General features: G+C 61.1%; 12 protein-coding genes. 10 read left to right on the forward strand and 2 right to left on the reverse strand.

The window, feature by feature from the left end:
- Positions 1-223: 223 nt before the first annotated feature.
- Entirely contained in the window at positions 224-3,691 is a 3,468-nt protein-coding gene (dnaE, locus tag Q0603_RS18075; RefSeq protein WP_298728327.1) for a DNA polymerase III subunit alpha, read from the forward strand.
- Positions 3,691-6,348 (forward strand): aminopeptidase N, encoded by a 2,658-nt coding sequence (pepN, locus tag Q0603_RS18080; RefSeq protein ID WP_298728329.1) that lies wholly within the window; start codon positions 3,691-3,693, stop codon positions 6,346-6,348. Before dnaE ends, pepN begins: the two co-directional genes overlap by 1 nt.
- Positions 6,349-6,378: 30 nt before the next feature.
- On the opposite strand, the gene Q0603_RS18085 is transcribed toward pepN, so the two are convergent.
- Positions 6,379-7,695, reverse strand: a complete 1,317-nt coding sequence (locus Q0603_RS18085) for a pentapeptide repeat-containing protein (protein ID WP_298728331.1) — start codon at positions 7,693-7,695, stop codon at positions 6,379-6,381.
- 53 nt (positions 7,696-7,748) lie between these two features.
- On the reverse strand, positions 7,749-9,020 hold the full coding sequence (locus Q0603_RS18090) for a pentapeptide repeat-containing protein (RefSeq protein WP_298728333.1): 1,272 nt from the start codon (positions 9,018-9,020) through the stop codon (positions 7,749-7,751).
- 295 nt (positions 9,021-9,315) lie between these two features.
- Here Q0603_RS18090 and rpsB point away from each other — a divergent pair, with 295 nt between their 5' ends.
- The 8 genes from rpsB (at position 9,316) to rseP (ending at position 16,557) form a co-directional block, all read left to right on the forward strand.
- The gene (rpsB, locus tag Q0603_RS18095; RefSeq protein ID WP_298728375.1) at positions 9,316-10,107 is read left to right on the forward strand and encodes a 30S ribosomal protein S2; all 792 of its coding nucleotides are present in this window, start codon (positions 9,316-9,318) and stop codon (positions 10,105-10,107) included.
- 108 nt (positions 10,108-10,215) lie between these two features.
- Positions 10,216-11,139: a translation elongation factor Ts gene (gene tsf / locus Q0603_RS18100; RefSeq protein ID WP_298728335.1), complete on the forward strand. Its 924-nt coding sequence runs from the start codon at positions 10,216-10,218 to the stop codon at positions 11,137-11,139.
- 166 nt (positions 11,140-11,305) lie between these two features.
- On the forward strand, positions 11,306-12,022 hold the full coding sequence (gene pyrH / locus Q0603_RS18105; RefSeq protein WP_298728337.1) for a UMP kinase: 717 nt from the start codon (positions 11,306-11,308) through the stop codon (positions 12,020-12,022).
- A 99-nt stretch (positions 12,023-12,121) separates the two neighbouring features.
- Positions 12,122-12,643, forward strand: coding sequence for a ribosome recycling factor (gene frr / locus Q0603_RS18110; RefSeq protein ID WP_298728376.1), 522 nt, complete (start codon positions 12,122-12,124; stop codon positions 12,641-12,643).
- A complete protein-coding gene (locus Q0603_RS18115; RefSeq protein WP_298728339.1) occupies positions 12,643-13,380 on the forward strand; it encodes an isoprenyl transferase in 738 nt (245 codons plus the stop codon). Before frr ends, Q0603_RS18115 begins: the two co-directional genes overlap by 1 nt.
- A complete protein-coding gene (locus Q0603_RS18120) occupies positions 13,361-14,182 on the forward strand; it encodes a phosphatidate cytidylyltransferase (protein WP_298728341.1) in 822 nt (273 codons plus the stop codon). The genes Q0603_RS18115 and Q0603_RS18120 overlap by 20 nt, the downstream gene beginning before the upstream one ends.
- The gene (locus Q0603_RS18125) at positions 14,173-15,399 is read left to right on the forward strand and encodes a 1-deoxy-D-xylulose-5-phosphate reductoisomerase (RefSeq protein ID WP_298728343.1); all 1,227 of its coding nucleotides are present in this window, start codon (positions 14,173-14,175) and stop codon (positions 15,397-15,399) included. The genes Q0603_RS18120 and Q0603_RS18125 overlap by 10 nt, the downstream gene beginning before the upstream one ends.
- Positions 15,400-15,420: 21 nt before the next feature.
- Positions 15,421-16,557, forward strand: a complete 1,137-nt coding sequence (gene rseP, locus Q0603_RS18130; RefSeq protein ID WP_298728347.1) for an RIP metalloprotease RseP — start codon at positions 15,421-15,423, stop codon at positions 16,555-16,557.
- Positions 16,558-16,599: the final 42 nt, after the last annotated feature.

The raw sequence follows: 16,599 nt of genomic DNA on the forward strand, positions 1-16,599 counted from the left end.
TAGACAGGATTTCTGCTTCGTTCGCCTGCATTTGGGATTCGTCCGCAGGCGTTCCGGAAAGCCTGGATGAATTTCAAGACTTATCCACAAGATATTGGGAATCAACATAATTCAGCCACACGGCATGTGGGATTCGGAATCCTTCCGTTCTGGCTTACAGCCCCTAGGTCGCGTATCGTAGACGGCGAACGGGAATCGAAAATCCAGCCCAGCCTCTGTTGCCATGAGCCACGCCGATTTCGTCCATCTTCGCGTCCACACGGCCTATTCCCTAACCGAGGGCGCGATCCGGGTCGGCAAGCTGGCCGAACTGTGTCTCAAGCACCGCATGCCCGCGGTGGCGATCACCGACACCAACAACCTGTTCGGCGCCCTGGAATTCTCCAAGGAGATGGCCGGCAAGGGCATTCAGCCGATCATTGGCTGCCAGCTCAATCTTGCCCGGGCCGACCAGCAGAACGGTCTGTCCAAGAACCTGCGCAAGCCTGAGCCCGACAAGATCGTCCTGCTGGCCCAGAACGAGGCGGGCTATGCCAACCTGATGAAGCTCTCAACCAAGGCCTTCCTGGAGCCCCCCCAGGGTGAGACGGCCCAGGTGCAGTGGGCCGACCTGGAGGCCTTCAATGAAGGGCTGATCTGCCTGACCGGCGGACCGCAGGGGCCGATTGCCCGACTGATCAGTGAGGGCCAAGCGGATGCCGCACGCGAGCAGCTGCAGCGGCTGGCGTCTGTCTTTCCGGGGCGGATCTATGTGGAACTGCAGCGCCATGGCTGGGCGCTGGAGGCCAAGACCGAGCCGGGCCTGCTGGATCTGGCCTATGCGCTCGACCTGCCGCTGGTCGCCACCAACGACTGCTATTTTCCCGACGAGGATATGTACGAGGCGCATGATGCGCTGCTTTGTATCGCTGAAGGGACCTATGTGGGCGAGCAGAACCGTCGGCGCGTAACGCCGGAGCACCGCTTCAAATCGGCCGAGGAGATGCGGGTGCTGTTCGCCGATCTGCCCGAAGCGATCGACAACACCATCACCATCGCCAGGCGCTGTGCCGTGAAGGCCGAGGAGCGCAAGCCGATCCTGCCCAATTTCGGCGATGGCACCGGCGAGTCTGAGGCCGATACCCTGCGCCGCATGGCGCGGGAAGGGCTGGAGCGCCGGCTACAGCAGATCGGCGTGAGCGGCGAGGCGGCCAAGCCCTACTGGGACCGTCTCGACTTCGAATGCGAAACCATCATCAAGATGAAGTTTCCCGGCTACTTCCTCATCGTGGCCGACTTCATCCAGTGGGCCAAGCGCAACGGCGTGGCGGTCGGGCCGGGACGCGGTTCGGGCGCCGGCTCACTGGTCGCCTGGGCACTGACGATCACCGATCTTGACCCCCTGCGCTTTGGCCTGCTGTTCGAGCGTTTCCTCAATCCGGAACGTGTCTCGATGCCCGACTTCGACGTCGACTTCTGCCAGGAGCGGCGTGAAAAGGTGATCGACTACGTGCAGCAGAAATACGGCGCGGCCAACGTCGCCCAGATCATCACTTTCGGTAAGCTGCAGGCCCGCGCCGCTTTGCGCGACGTCGGCCGCGTGCTGCAACTGCCGCTCGGCCAGGTGGATCGCATCTGCAAGCTGGTGCCGAACAACCCTGCCAATCCGATCACGCTTGCCCAGGCGATCAAGGAAGAAGTGCGCCTGCGCGAAGAGCGCGACCGCGACGAGGCCGTCGCGCGCATGATGGATATCGCGCTGAAGCTGGAAGGCCTGTACCGCAACGCCTCGACCCACGCCGCCGGCGTAGTGATCGGCGACCGTCCGCTGGTCGAGTTGGTGCCGCTTTATCGCGACCCGCATGCCTCGATGCCGGCGACGCAATTCTCGATGAAATATGCCGAAGCGGCCGGACTGGTGAAGTTCGACTTTCTTGGCCTGAAGACGCTGGACGTTCTGGAAAAGGCAATAGCGCTGATCCGCAAGCGCGGCGTACAGATCGATCTGTCCAGCATCCCGCTATCGGATCAGGCAACCTTCGATCTGCTGGGCCGTGGCGATGCGGTCGGCGTGTTCCAGTTCGAAGGTAGCGGCATGCGCGACATGCTGCGCAACATGAAGCCGGACGCCTTCGAAGACCTGATCGCCCTGGTGGCGCTCTATCGCCCGGGTCCGATGGAGAATATCCCGAGCTACATCGCCCGCAAGCATGGCAAGGAGCAGCCGGACTATCTGCATGAATGGCTGAAGCCGGTGCTGGAGGAGACCTACGGCGTCATCATCTACCAGGAACAGGTGATGGAGATCGCCAAGATCCTGGCCGGTTATTCGCTGGGCGAAGCCGACCTTCTGCGCCGCGCCATGGGCAAGAAGATCAAGGCAGAGATGGACGCGCAGAAGGAGCGTTTCGTCAACGGCGCCAAGGAGAAGGGCGTCGATCCCGAGCGTGCCGCCTTCATCTTCGAATTGGTCGAAAAGTTCGCGGGCTACGGCTTCAACAAGAGCCATGCCGCGGCCTATGCGCTGGTCGCCTGGCATACGGCATATCTGAAGGCGAACTATCCAGTCGAGTTCATCGCGGCATCGATGACACTCGATATTTCGAATACCGACAAGCTCAACGTCTTCCGTCAGGAATGCGCGCGTCAGGGCATCAGCCTGTTGCCGCCGGACGTGAACAAGTCCGAGGTGGAATTCTCCGTCGAATACGATGCGAACGGCAAGGGCGCAATCCGTTACGCCTTGGCGGCGGTGCGCAACGTCGGCGCCGCGCCGATGGCGCAGATCGTGGCGGAGCGCGATAAAGGCGGTCCCTTCAAATCCTTGTTTGACTTTGCCGGCCGGGTCGATCCTTCCGCGCTGAACAAGCGCATGCTGGAGAATATCGCCAAGGCGGGTGCCTTCGACAGCCTGGAGAAGAACCGCGCCAAGGTGATTGCCAGCCTGGAGACCTTGATCCGCTATTCGCAATCCAAGGCAGAAGAGCGCGGCTCCAATCAGGTTTCACTCTTCGGCGGCGGCAAGACGGAAGAACGGCTGCCTAAATTGCCTGAGGGCGAAATCTGGACGCCGATGGAGCAACTGGCCAAGGAATTCGAGGCCATCGGTTTCTATCTTTCCGCCCATCCGCTCGACGCTTATCAGGCGACGCTCAACCGTGTGGGCGTGAAACGCTACAGCGACGTGGTGAAGCAGCTCCATTCCGGCGAGCAGATCGTCAAGATCGCCGGTACCATTATCGCTAAGCAGGAACGCACCTCGCAGAAGACCGGTAATCGCTTCGCCTTCGTGCAATGCTCCGATGCCTCAGGCATGTACGAGGTGATGCTGTTCTCGGAAGTCCTTGCGCAGTACCGCGACATGCTTGAGGCCGGCATGAATGTCGTCTGGACATTGTCGGCCCGTGCCGATGGCGAACAGCCGCGGCTGAGCGCGCAGAAAGCTGAGAAGCTGGATGATGTGGCGGCACGGGCGGCTGCTGGCATCAAGATTCTGGTCGAGAATGACCGTTCCTTCGAGCAGATCCGCGTATTGCTGGACAAGGCCGGCAAGGGCCGCGGCCAGGTGATGCTGGGATTGAAGTTGGACGAGCCCGGCCTACCTGGTGGACTGGAAGCCGATATCCGTCTGCCGGCAACCTATGCCATCAATCCCACGGTGCGGCATCAGATTCGGGTGCTGCCCGGAGTCATCGAGGTCTATGACATTTAATGGATACCCGTGAGCATCCGCAGTCAATCCGTCTGAAAGATTATCGTGTACCCGATTACCAGATCGAAACGGTCGATCTGGAATTCGACCTTCAGCCGGATGCCACGCGGGTCAAATCCCGTCTGGCCATCCGCGCCAATTACGACGATGCATTAGGCCAGAAGCCTCTGACATTGGATGGCGAGGATCTGAAGCTTGTCGGCATCGGCATCGATGGGCGGCCGCTGAAGAAGGATGAGTACAGCCTTTCCGACAGCGGTCTGGTCATCTCGGCGCCGCCGGCGAACTTCACCCTGGAAATTGAGACGCTGCTCAATCCTGCGGCGAATACGCAGCTGTCCGGTCTCTACATTTCAAACAACGTCTTCTGCACGCAATGCGAGGCGGAAGGTTTCCGTCGCATCACCTATTTCCTCGATCGTCCGGACGTGATGGCGGTCTACCGGACCACGATCCGAGCCGACCGCAGCAAATACCCGGTGCTGCTGTCAAACGGCAATCTGGTCGAGGAGGGCAGCCTGCCGGATGGCCGGCACTTTGCCGTCTGGCACGATCCTTTCCCCAAGCCCTGTTATCTGTTTGCGCTGGTCGCAGGCGATCTCGCCTGCAATGAGGATCGCTTTACGACGCGCTCCGGCCGCGAGGTGAAGCTGTGCATCTTCGTCGAGCACGGCAAGGAAGGGCGCACGGGCTATGCGATGGATTCTCTGAAACGCGCCATGCGCTGGGACGAGGAGCGTTTCGGCCTGGAATACGACCTTGACCTGTTCAACATCGTGGCCGTTAGCGACTTCAATATGGGTGCGATGGAGAACAAGAGCCTGAACGTCTTCAACGACAAGTTCATCCTGGCTGATCCACAAACTGCCACCGATAGCGACTATGCGGGGATAGAGGCTGTAGTGGCGCATGAGTATTTCCATAACTGGACCGGCAACAGAATCACCTGCCGCGACTGGTTCCAGCTCAGTCTCAAGGAAGGGCTGACTGTTTTCCGGGACCAGGAATTCTCGTCCGACATGCGCTCGCGTCCGGTCAAGCGCATCCAGGATGTGCGCATGCTGCGCACCCGCCAGTTCCCCGAGGATGCCGGGCCGCTGGCACATCCGGTACGTCCGGAGTCTTACATCGCCATCGATAATTTCTACACCGCGACCGTCTACGAGAAGGGTGCCGAGGTGATCGGCATGCTGCAGACGATCCTGGGGAAGGACGGCTTCAACAAAGGCATGAAGCTCTATGTTGAGCGCCATGATGGAGAGGCGGCGACCTGCGACCAGTTTGTCGCTGCCATGGCCGATGCGAATGGCGCTGATCTTGAGCAGTTCAAGCTTTGGTATAGCCAGGCGGGAACGCCGGAGATCGGCGTCGAAGGACGCTATGACGCCGAGAAGGGCGTTTACGAGTTGACGGTGACGCAGCGATGCCCGCCTACGCCCGGCCAGCCTGAGAAGCAGCCGATGCATATTCCCTTTGCAGTCGGACTGCTGGATCAGCAGGGGCAGGGAATCCCATTGCGTCTGGAAGGCGAGGCGGTTGAGGTCGCAGAGACCACGCGGGTATTGCCAGTCAAATCCGCCAAGCAGGTTTTTCGGTTCGTTAATGTCCCGGAGCCGCGGGCATTGTCTCTCAACCGTGGCTTTTCGGCCCCCGTGATTGTCAAAGCTGCGCAGAGCGGGGCGGAGCGCACATTTTTGATGGCGCACGATTCCGATCCTTTTGCACGCTGGGAAGCTGGGCAGCAATATGCCACGGAGCTGCTGCTTCATTATGTCGAGGCGCGTCAGCGGGGCGAGGATATTGTCTTCGATCCGCTCTTTGTGGAGGCCATCGGCCATATCCTTCGCGACACTTCGCTTGAGAAGGCCTTTGCCGCCGAGGCCATTGCGCTGCCCAGCGAGGATTACATCGCCGAGCGCATGGCTGTCGTCGATGTCGAAGGGATTCATGTCGCGCGTGAAGCCCTGCGGCGCCGCATTGCGGAAACGCTTAAGCGTGATCTCCTGCGAGTCTATGAGGGGAACCAGAATATCGGTTCTTATAGCCCCGATGCCGTCTCGGCCGGCCGGCGGGCGCTGAAGAATGCTGCTCTGTCTTATCTTTCAGTGCTGGCGCAGGACGAACAGGCGATGCTGGACCGTATATTCGATCAGTACCGCCAGGCGGACAATATGACAGACCGCATGGCGGCTTTGCGTCTGCTGATCGACATCGAGGGGCGCGAGCGTGAAGAGGCGCTGGATGATTTCTACAAGCGTTTCCAGGACGATCCGCTCGTTCTGGACAAATGGCTTGCCCTGCAGGCTATCTCGGTTCTGCCTGGCACCTTGTCGCGCGTTCGGGAATTGCTGAAGCATCCGGCATTTTCACTGCAGAAGCCGAATAAGGTCCGCGCCTTGATTGGCAGCTTCACGTCGAACGCTCTGCATTATCATGCTGTCGATGGCTCGGGGTACGATTTCCATGCCGAACGCATCCTCGAACTCGATCCGATCAATCCTCAGGTGGCAGCGCGGCTATTGGCACCGTTCGGCCGCTGGAAGCGGTTTGACGCGGGGCGGCAAGCGAAGATGAAGCAGGCGCTGGAGCGAATCCTCGCGGCGCCGAAACTTTCGCGCGATGTCTACGAGATCGCGTCGAAGTCGCTTGCGGGCTAGGGCTAGAACCGCCGGAGATCGGGAAGTCGCCTAAGGCTGATATCCGATGGCGCCACGCAGATCGGCGCCTTCCAGGTCGGCGCCGCGCAAGTCTGCGTTGGTCAGATCGGCATCGAGGAAAGAGCAGCCGCGTAGATTGGCGCTGCGCAGATCGGCGAGCGTCAGGATCGAGCGGTTGAAGATCGCCCCTTCCAGATCGGCACCCTGGAATTTCACTTGCGTGAGGTTGCACTCCTGCAGGCTCGCGGCCTGACGGCGGTGTTTGGCGCCGCTGATGCTGACGGTGGACAGTTTGGCGCCACGGAAATCTGCATTGGTCATGATGGCGCGGTCGAATTTCGCACCTTGCAGGTTGCAGGTAGCAAAGTTCGCATTGAGCATCATTGCGCCGCGCAAATCGGCCAGCACGAAGCGCGAACCTGAAAAATCTGTGTTTCGCAGGATGGCATACGAGAAATCGCCTGCCGAGAAATTGATGTTGTTCAGCTTGAGATCGGACAGATCGTAACGGCTGAAGTCCACTCGCATGCCTTGCTTGCCAAGCGTGTCGATCCAGGTCAGGTGTTCGCGCACGATGAATTGCAGCGAGCGATCCAGGTTATCCAGACTGCGCGGCAGGATGGCCTTGGTCAGATCGGTATCGCGCAGATCCATCGGCCTGAAATAGGCTGCGGTCAGGTCGGCGCCATCGAAATTGGTTTCGTTCAGGACTGCACCGGCCAGCACGGATCCGTGTAGAACGCAATGCGACAGGTTCGATCCGGTCAGGTCGGCGCCGGTGAAAAGGCAGCCGGACAGGTTGGAGCCGGATAGATCTGCACCATTCAGCTTGGCATTGGAGAAGTTGCAGTTGCTGAGGTCGGTATTGCGGCCGACCACTTTGCCAAGCTTGGCGGAGGTGAGGTTGGCGCCGGCCATCTTGGCATTGTCGATCGAGGTCGCGCGCTTGAGTACGGCAATCAGATTGCCATCTTCATCCGGGCGCAGCAGAACGCCATCACGGATATCCGCATTGGTCAGGTTGGCCGATTCCAGATTGGCGTTGCGCAGATTGACACCCCGCAGATCGGCCTTGGTGAGGTCCGCGCGGCGGAAATCGGCCCCCTGCAGATCGGCGGCGAAGAACGACGAGCCGATCAATACCGAATGGCTAAAATCCGCATAGTTGATTTTGCTGCCCACGAAATCGGCTGAGCTCAGTTCCTTGCCGCTGAAGTCCAGCCGGGATGCGTCACGGAAATGCAGCACCATGCGTTTGCCGCCGCGTATGCCGCGCACGTAATTGGCGTGCTCCTCGAATAAGGCGTCGATTTCGTACTGGGCTATGACCTTGACGGGATTGTTCATTGTGATTGATTGTCGCGTGGCCGCAGCCGGCAGATTAGCATGAATTGACGTGGTCAGGACAAGTTCACGCCAGTGGCTTGGGTGAAATCGGCACCTGTGACGTCGGCATCCCGCAGATCCGCTCCCGTGAGATCAGCTCCCCTGAAACAGGCGCCGCGCAGGTTTGCGTCGCGTAAATCGGCGTGCATCAGAATCGCTCTCGTGAAGTTGGCGCCTTCCATCTGACAGGCGGTCAGGTTCGACTGGCTGAGATTGGCATTCTCGAAATTGGCATGCCAGCGCTTGCCATGCATGGAGGAGATCGGCATCGGGGTGACCTTGGCGCCCCGGAAATTGGTCCCAATCAGATTGGCGCCGGCGAATTTCACACCCCGCAGATCGGCGCCGGAGAAATTGGCGTTGAGCAGCATGGCATCGCTGAAATCGGCCATCGTCAATGAGGTGCCGCCAAAGTCGGCTTCGACAAGCGTGGATTGTACAAAAAGCGCCGCCGACAAATCGATCAGCGGCAATTTCACCCCTGACATATCAAGCCGGCTGAAATCCGCGCGCCGGCCTTTGGTACCAAGCGATTCCGCCCAGGTCAGGTGCTCGCGCAGGATGATCTGCAACGGTTTGTCGAGATCGTTGATCGTCTTCGGCAATAGCGCGCCATTGATGCGCGCATCGCGTATTTCGCTTTGCCGAAAGAAGGCGCCGGCGAGGTCGGCTCCATCGAAACGCGTGCCGTTCATCAAAGCCCCAGCCAGCACGGCTCCGGAAAGGGTGCAGCCGCTCATATTGGTGTTGGTCAGGTCGGCCCCCACGAAGATGGCACCGCGCAGGTCTGAATTCGACAGATCGGCGTCGACGAGTTTGGCATTGGCCATATTGGCATGGCTGAGATCGGCCTGCTGGCTCATGATGCGGCCCAGCTTGGCGCCGACCAGCTTGGAATGGGTCATCTGCGCCTTCTCGGTGACTGCGCCGCCCACGGCAATCGAGATCAGGTTGCCGTCTTCATCCGGCTTCAGCAGTTTGCCGTCGCGCAGATCGGCACCCGAGAGATCGGCGAATTCTAGGATCGCACCTCGCAAAATCGCTCCTCTCAGATCGGCCCGGGAAAGGTCGGCCGAGGTGAAATCGGCAGCTTCCAGGTCGGCGCCGTAGAAATTGGCCCCCGACAGCTTGGCAAACTTGAAGTTGCTGCGCCGGAACCGGCCCCCGACCAGGGCGGCCTCTCGTAGATCTCGATTGCTGAAATCCAGGCCCGAGGCATCCCGGAATTGCAGATTGAGCCGGCTGCCCCCGCGCATGCCGCGGGCGAAACGCTCCTGATTAACCAAGAGCTTATCCAGATCTTGCTGTGTGATGGCCCCGTCCGACATGTTTGCATATGAACACGACCCGGGTCCGGGCGCCAGTGCCCGTATACCGAGTATCGAGCTCCGGGGACATCGAAGGGAGGTCGGGAGAAGGGGGCTTGCTATCGCAGCCCGAACCGGCTACAAGCCCCGCGTTCAAACCCACACGCAGGCTTGCGCAACCATGGGGAGACATCCCATGGCGGCGTTCCGGTGTCCGACCCTTCCTTGGAAGGTGGACGTGCCTGCGGCGGCCCAACCGGAGAAGGATCGAGAGATGACCCTGCCGACCTTTACTATGCGTCAGCTGATCGAAGCTGGCGTCCATTTCGGTCACCAGACTCACCGCTGGAACCCGAAGATGAAGCCGTTCCTCTTTGGGGAGCGCAACAACATCCATATTATCGATCTGCAGCAGACGGTCCCGATGCTGCATCGTGCCCTGCAGGCGGTGCGCGACACTGTCGCTGCCGGCGGCCGTGTGCTGTTCGTTGGCACCAAGCGCCAGGCTTCCGAGGCGATTGCCGAGGCGGCCAATAAGTGCGGCCAGTTCTACGTGAACCATCGCTGGCTCGGCGGCATGCTGACCAACTGGAAGACCATCTCCCAGTCGATCAAGCGCCTGAAGGAGCTGGAAGAGCTGCTCTCGTCCGAGCAGAACACTGCCGGCCTGACCAAGAAGGAAGTGCTGAACCTGACGCGCGAGCGCGAGAAGCTCGACCGCGCCCTGGGCGGCATCAAGGACATGGGCGGCTTGCCGGACATCATGATCGTGATCGACACGGTCAAGGAAGACATTGCCATTGCCGAGGCCCGCAACCTGAACATTCCGGTTGTCGCTATCCTCGACTCGAACTCGGACCCGCAGGGCATCACCTATCCGGTGCCGGGCAACGACGACGCGCTGCGCGCCATCAACCTCTACTGCGACCTGTTCTCGCTTGCCGTCCTCGGCGGCCTCGAGGAGCAGATCGCAGCCAGCGGTGGCGACATTGGCGCTTCGGAAGAGATGCCGGTTGAAGCGCTGCCCGAGGCTGCCGCCGAAGGCGAAGCCGCGGCCCAGGCGTAAGCCTGATGAACTGGTCGTGGCGCCCCAGTCGCTTTCCGGCGGGGCGCCACAGCCGTTTCTGTGACCGGTCGATGACCGGTCAACCATTGCAGACAAATGAGGACAGACATGGCTGAGATCACTGCGGCCCTGGTGAAGGACCTGCGCGAGAAGACCGGCGCGGGCATGATGGATTGCAAAAAGGCGCTGGCTGAGACCAATGGCGATCTCGATGCCGCGATCGATTGGCTGCGCAAGAAGGGCTTGTCTGCGGCCGCCAAAAAGGCGGGCCGTGTGGCTGCCGAAGGTCTGATCGCCGTGGCGATCAAGGATAACGCCGGCGCTGTCGTTGAGGTGAATGCCGAGACCGACTTCGTCGCCCGCAACCCGCAGTTCCAGGCGCTGGCGGGTAGTATCGCGCAGGTCGCCCTCTCGGCTGGCGATGACATCGCCACGCTGGAGGCGGCGGCTTTCCCGGGTACCGGCCGCACCGTGAAGGAAGAGATCACGCAGGCGATCGCCACCATCGGCGAGAACATGACGCTGCGCCGCGCCAAGAAGATGACTGTCGACGGCGGTGTTGTCGTGGCCTATGTGCACAGCGCCCTGGCCGATGGCCTCGGCAAGCTGGGTGTTCTGGTCGGTCTGAAGTCGACCGGCAAGCGCGAGGTGCTGGAGCAGTTCGGCAAGCAGCTGGCGATGCATATCGCGGCCGCTAACCCGCAGGCGACCACCATCCAGGATCTCGATCAGGCCGCCGTCGAACGCGAGCGCGCGGTGCTGACCGAGCAGGCTGCGGGTTCGGGCAAGCCGGCTGACATCGTCGCCAAGATGGTCGAAGGCCGTATCCGCAAGTTCTACCAGGAAGTCGTCCTGCTGGAGCAGACCTTCGTGATCGATGGCGAGACCCAGGTTGCCAAGGCGGTGGAGAAGGCGGCCAAGGATGCCGGCGCCCCCATCGAGGTGACCGGTTTCGTCCGTTACCAGCTGGGCGAGGGTATCGAGAAGAAGGCGGACGATTTCGCCGCCGAAGTCGCCAAGATGGCCGGCTAAATAAGAGGAAGAGGGGGGCTCCGGCCCCCCTTTTTACATCCGGTGCTTACATGCGGCACCCGCATGGCTGGGGCTCGGCGGGGGCGCATGCTATAACGTCCGCCATAAGATTCGCCCGCGCCGATGGCCCGCTGCTCGGCGCCATAGACCGTCGCCGAGGAAATTAATGGCCATAAAATACAACCGTGTCCTGCTGAAATGCTCTGGCGAGGCCCTGATGGGGCCCATCCCCTATGGCATCGACTTTCAAACGGTTGATCGAATCACCGCTGAGGTGAAGGCGGTCCATGCCCTGGGGGCGCAGGTCTGCCTGGTCATTGGCGGCGGCAATATCTTCAGGGGCGTAGCCGGCGCGACCCGCGGCATGCAGCGGGCCTCGGCGGACTACATGGGCATGCTGGCCACGGTGATTAACGCCCTGGCCGTCCAGCATGCTCTGGAGTCCCACGGGGTCGCCACCCGGGTCATGTCCGCGATCCGCATGGATACCGTCTGCGAGCCCTATATCCGGCGCCGGGCCATCCGACATCTGGAAAAGGGCCGGGTGGTGATATTCGCCGCTGGCACAGGTAATCCCTTCTTCACCACGGATACGGCGGCAGCCCTCCGGGCGGCGGAAATGGGCTGCGACGCCCTGCTGAAAGGAACCCAGGTTGACGGCGTTTACAGCGCCGATCCGAAGACCAACCCGCAGGCCACCCGGTATGAGCGCCTGACCTACATGGACGTGCTGCAGCAGGACCTGAAGGTGATGGATGCCTCGGCGATCAGCCTGGCCCGCGAAAACAAGATTCCCATTTTGGTGTTCTCCTTGCACGAACCAGGGGGCTTCGCCAAAGTGCTGGCCGGTAATGGCCGCTGCACGGTTATCGAAGGCTCGTAAGCGGCCTGCTACAGCCAATATATTGACATATTTGCGGAAATACTGAGTACGGGAGAGGGCAAAGTGGCCGAACCGGATATTGACGACATTGAGCGGCGGATGAACAAGGCCGTCGAGGTGCTGAAGCACGAATATGCCGGCCTGAGGACGGGCCGTGCCACGGCCAGCATGCTCGATCCAGTCCGCGTCGAGGTTTATGGCAGCATGATGCCGATCAATCAGGTCGGCACCGTGAGCGTGCCGGAGCCGCGCATGATCAGTGTTCAGGTCTGGGACAAGTCCAATGTGAAGGCAGTCGAGAAGGCAATTGCCGCCAGTGGCCTGGGACTCAATCCGCAGGCGGATGGTCAGTTGATCCGTATCCCGATACCTGAGCTGAACGAGCAGCGGCGCAAGGAGCTTACCAAGGTTGCCGGGCAATATGCCGAGCAGGCCAAGGTGGCCGTGCGTGGCGTGCGTCGCGACGGCATGGACAGCCTCAAGAAGTTGGAGAAGGACGGCGAGCTTGGCGAAGACGACGCCAAGATGTGGCAAGAGGAAATCCAGCGCCTGACCGACGAAGCGACCAAGAAGATCGACGAGATGCTGGCGCAGAAGACCAAGGAGATCCTTCAAATCTAATGTCGCAGCCGATTGCATCGCCAGTGCTCGCGCCGGCTCCGCCGCGTCACGTTGCCATCATCATGGATGGCAACGGGCGATGGGCCAAGGCGCGCGGCCTGCCGCGCAATCTGGGACATCGCCAGGGGGTCGACGCGGTCCGCGAAGTGGTGCGCACCTGCCGCCGGTTGGGGATCGAGTATCTTACCCTTTATGCTTTCTCTTCGGAGAACTGGAAGCGCCCCGAGAGTGAAGTCAACGGGCTGATGGAGTTGCTGCGGCTCTACATCCGTCGTGAACTCGATGAATTGGCCCGCAACGACGTCTGCATCCGCATGATCGGCGATCGCAGCCGTCTGGCTCCGGATATCGTCGAACTGATCACCGAGGCCGAGGCCAAGACGCAAAACAACCACACGCTCACCTTGGTGATTGCGTTGAGCTATGGCGGGCAGGACGAGATCGTGGAGGCATGTCGCCGCCTGGCCGAGCAGGTGGCAGCCGGAAAGCTGTCGCCGCAGGACATTACGACGACGAGCTTTGCCAATCATCTGCAGACGGCTGGCATTCCGGACCCGGATATGATCATTCGCACCAGTGGTGAGCAGCGGCTGTCGAACTTCCTCATTTGGCAGTCGGCGTATAGCGAATTGATCTTCGTCGATAAGCTATGGCCAGATTTCTCATCCCAGGATCTCGCTGCCGCGGTTGAGGAATTCCAGCGCCGCGAACGGCGCTATGGCGGCAGCGGTGAGTGATCAGCAACAGCAAGCAAAACGCAGTGGCTTGAAGACCCGCGTTCTTTCGGCCGCCGTGATGCTGCCGGTGGCAGTGGCCGCAGTGTGGTTTGGCGGTTGGGCATTCGCGGCGTTGGTCGTCGTGGCGGCGGTGGCGATGCTGTGGGAATGGCTGCGTCTGCCTGGGCGATACGCGCATGACAAGATGTTCGCCGGCGGATTTGGTTTGCTGGCCAGTCTTTATTTCGCCATGGATGGGCGCTTCGATTGGGCGTTGACGATTGTTTTCAGTGGCGCCCTTGTTCTGGGCGTGCGCTCGTCGCGCCATTTCCTTTGGCATGCTGCCGGGTTTCTTTACATCGGCCTGCCGTGTTTGGCTTTGCTTTGGCTGAGGAACCAGCCCGAGCATGGCCTGCAGGTGGTTTTCTGGCTCATGGTCATCGTCTGGGCGACCGATATCGGCGCTTATTTTGCGGGCCGCACTATCGGCGGACCGAAGCTGATACCAAGCATCAGCCCGAATAAGACATGGGCGGGGCTGATCGGTGGGATGATCTGTGCCGCCATCGCCAGCGCCATAATGGTCAGCATGGAACCGGGGCTTCCCGTCCTGGCTCTGGCGATTCTTGGCGCCGTATTGGCGGTTGTGGCGCAGGCAGGAGACTTCACGGAATCCGCGGTGAAGCGGCATTTTAAGGTGAAGGATGCAAGCAATCTGATCCCCGGACATGGCGGCGTGCTGGACCGCGTGGATGGATTGCTGTTCGCGGCACCAACTGCTGCGCTGATATTGCTTTACTGGCGCGATAGGCTATGGCCATGAAACAGGGCGACAACAGCACGCGGCGGGTCACGATCCTGGGCTCTACCGGATCGATCGGCCGCTCCACAGTGGATCTGATCGCGCGCGAACCCGAACGCTTTCCGGTCGAGGCGCTGACGGCTCAGCGTAACGTTGCCCTGCTGGCCGAGCAGGCGCTTGCTCTGAACGCCAAGCTGGCGGTGATCGGCGATGACAGCCTGTTACCTGAGTTGCGCCAGCGTCTGGCGGGCAGCGGGATCGAGACCGCCGGTGGGAGCAGGGCGATCACCGAGGCGGCGGCCCGTCCTGCTGAATGGGTGATGGCGGCCATTGTCGGCGCTGCCGGGCTGGAACCGACTTTGGCGGCCGTCCGCCGGGGAGCCATTGTCGCTCTCGCCAACAAGGAGACCCTGGTCTGCGCCGGCGCTCTGGTCATCCGCGAAGCGGCATTGCATGGCGCAACCATCCTGCCCGTCGATTCCGAACATAATGCAATCTTCCAGGTCTTCGATTTCGATGCCGCGGAGAAGATTGACCGGGTCATCCTGACCGCGTCTGGCGGTCCGTTCCGCACCCTCAGCTTAGGGGAGATGCGGGAAGTGACGCCGGCTCAGGCGATCGCGCATCCTGTCTGGAGCATGGGAGCCAAGATTTCCGTCGACTCGGCGACCTTGATGAACAAGGGGCTTGAGCTGATCGAGGCCAGCTTCCTCTTTCCGGTGCCGGAAGAGCGGATCGAGATCCTGATCCACCCACAGTCGGTGATCCACAGCCTGGTGTCCTATGTCGACGGGTCGGTGCTGGCTCAGCTCGGCACACCGGATATGCGGACCCCGATTGCAGTTACCCTGGCCTGGCCGGGCCGAATGCCGACCCCGGCGGCGCGGCTGGATCTGGCGGCTATCGCCAAGCTGACCTTCGAAGTGCCTGATTCTGCTAGATTTCCGGCAATCAACTTGGCCCGGCAGGCCTTGCAAACAGGGGGCGCGGCGCCTACTATCCTGAACGCGGCAAATGAAGTGGCCGTGGATGCCTTCCTGAACGGTCGGATCGGTTTTCTGGACATTACGCGGATTGTCGAACAGACGCTGGCCCGCGTTCCGTCGGGGGCGTTGGACAGCCTTGACGCGGTGCGTATGGCGGACGGCGACGCAAGGCGGTACGCAGCGCATCTGATCGATCCGGCGGGCGATGACCGGGTGGTGCAGATGCAAACGAGAGGGCGTGGCCGGGCATAATCTGCCGGCTGTCGAGGTGCCATGGATTTCATCGTCAATCTTGCCGGATACATCATCCCCTTCGTCATCGTCCTGACCATCATCGTTTTCGTACATGAGCTGGGGCATTACTGGGTGGCGCGGCGCTGCGGCGTGCGGGTCGAAGTCTTCTCGATCGGCTTTGGCCCGGAATTGTTCGGCTGGAATGATCGCCATGGAACGCGCTGGAAGATCAGCGCCATTCCGCTCGGCGGCTTCGTAAAGTTTTTCGGCGATGCCGATGCCGCCTCCAGCGCGGACAACGTGGCCGTGTCTGCAATGAGCGAGGCCGACCGCAAGGTATCCTTCCATCATCAGGGCCTGCGGGCGCGGTCTGCTATCGTGGCTGCGGGGCCCGTGGCCAACTTTCTTTTTGCGATCCTCATCTATGCGGCCCTGTTCAGCCTCGTTGGTCAGCCTTTCACGCCGCCTGTGGTCGGCAGCGTGGTGGAAGGCGGCGCGGCAGAAGAGGCCGGCTTGCAGCCGGGAGACCGGATCGTCAGCGCTGATGGCACGACCATTCAGCGGTTTGAGGAATTGCGAGCTTTCGTAGCCTTGCGGGCTGAAACGCCTATTCTGTTCCGCGTGCTGCGCGACGGGCAGGAGGTCGATATCACGGTTGTACCGCGTCGCACTGACGTGCCCGACGGCCTGGGCGGCAGCCAGCGGGTTGGCCAGATCGGCATTCGCACTGCCGGCGTCGAGTTCGTCCGGCACGATCCTGCGACGGCCGTGGTCCAGGCGGTTCGCGAAACCTGGAACGTGGTGGCCAATACTTTCACCTATCTTGGCCGCATCATCGAAGGTCGCGAATCGGGAGACCAACTGAGCGGCCCGCTTGGCATTGCCAAGATGTCTGGGGATGTAGCCCGGGCTAGCTGGCTTGGCCTGATATCGCTGATGGCGACCCTGTCGGTGGCGATTGGCCTGATCAACCTTTTTCCTGTCCCGATGCTGGATGGGGGACATCTGCTGTTCTATGGCATCGAGGCGCTGCGCGGCCGGCCCCTGGGCGAGCGTGCGCAGGAATACGGTTTTCGGATCGGCTTTGCGTTGGTTCTTTCGCTGTTTCTCTTCGCAACCTGGAACGACTTGAATCGCCTGCCGATTTTCAATTTCCTCACTGGGCTTTTCTCGTAAAACGGGCTAAGTGAGGTGCGGCCGAGAGGAGCGAAGGGGGTA

The sequence above is a fragment of the uncultured Ferrovibrio sp. genome, from assembly GCF_937960835.1.
In the GTDB taxonomy this organism is placed as follows: Bacteria; Pseudomonadota; Alphaproteobacteria; order Ferrovibrionales; family Ferrovibrionaceae; genus Ferrovibrio.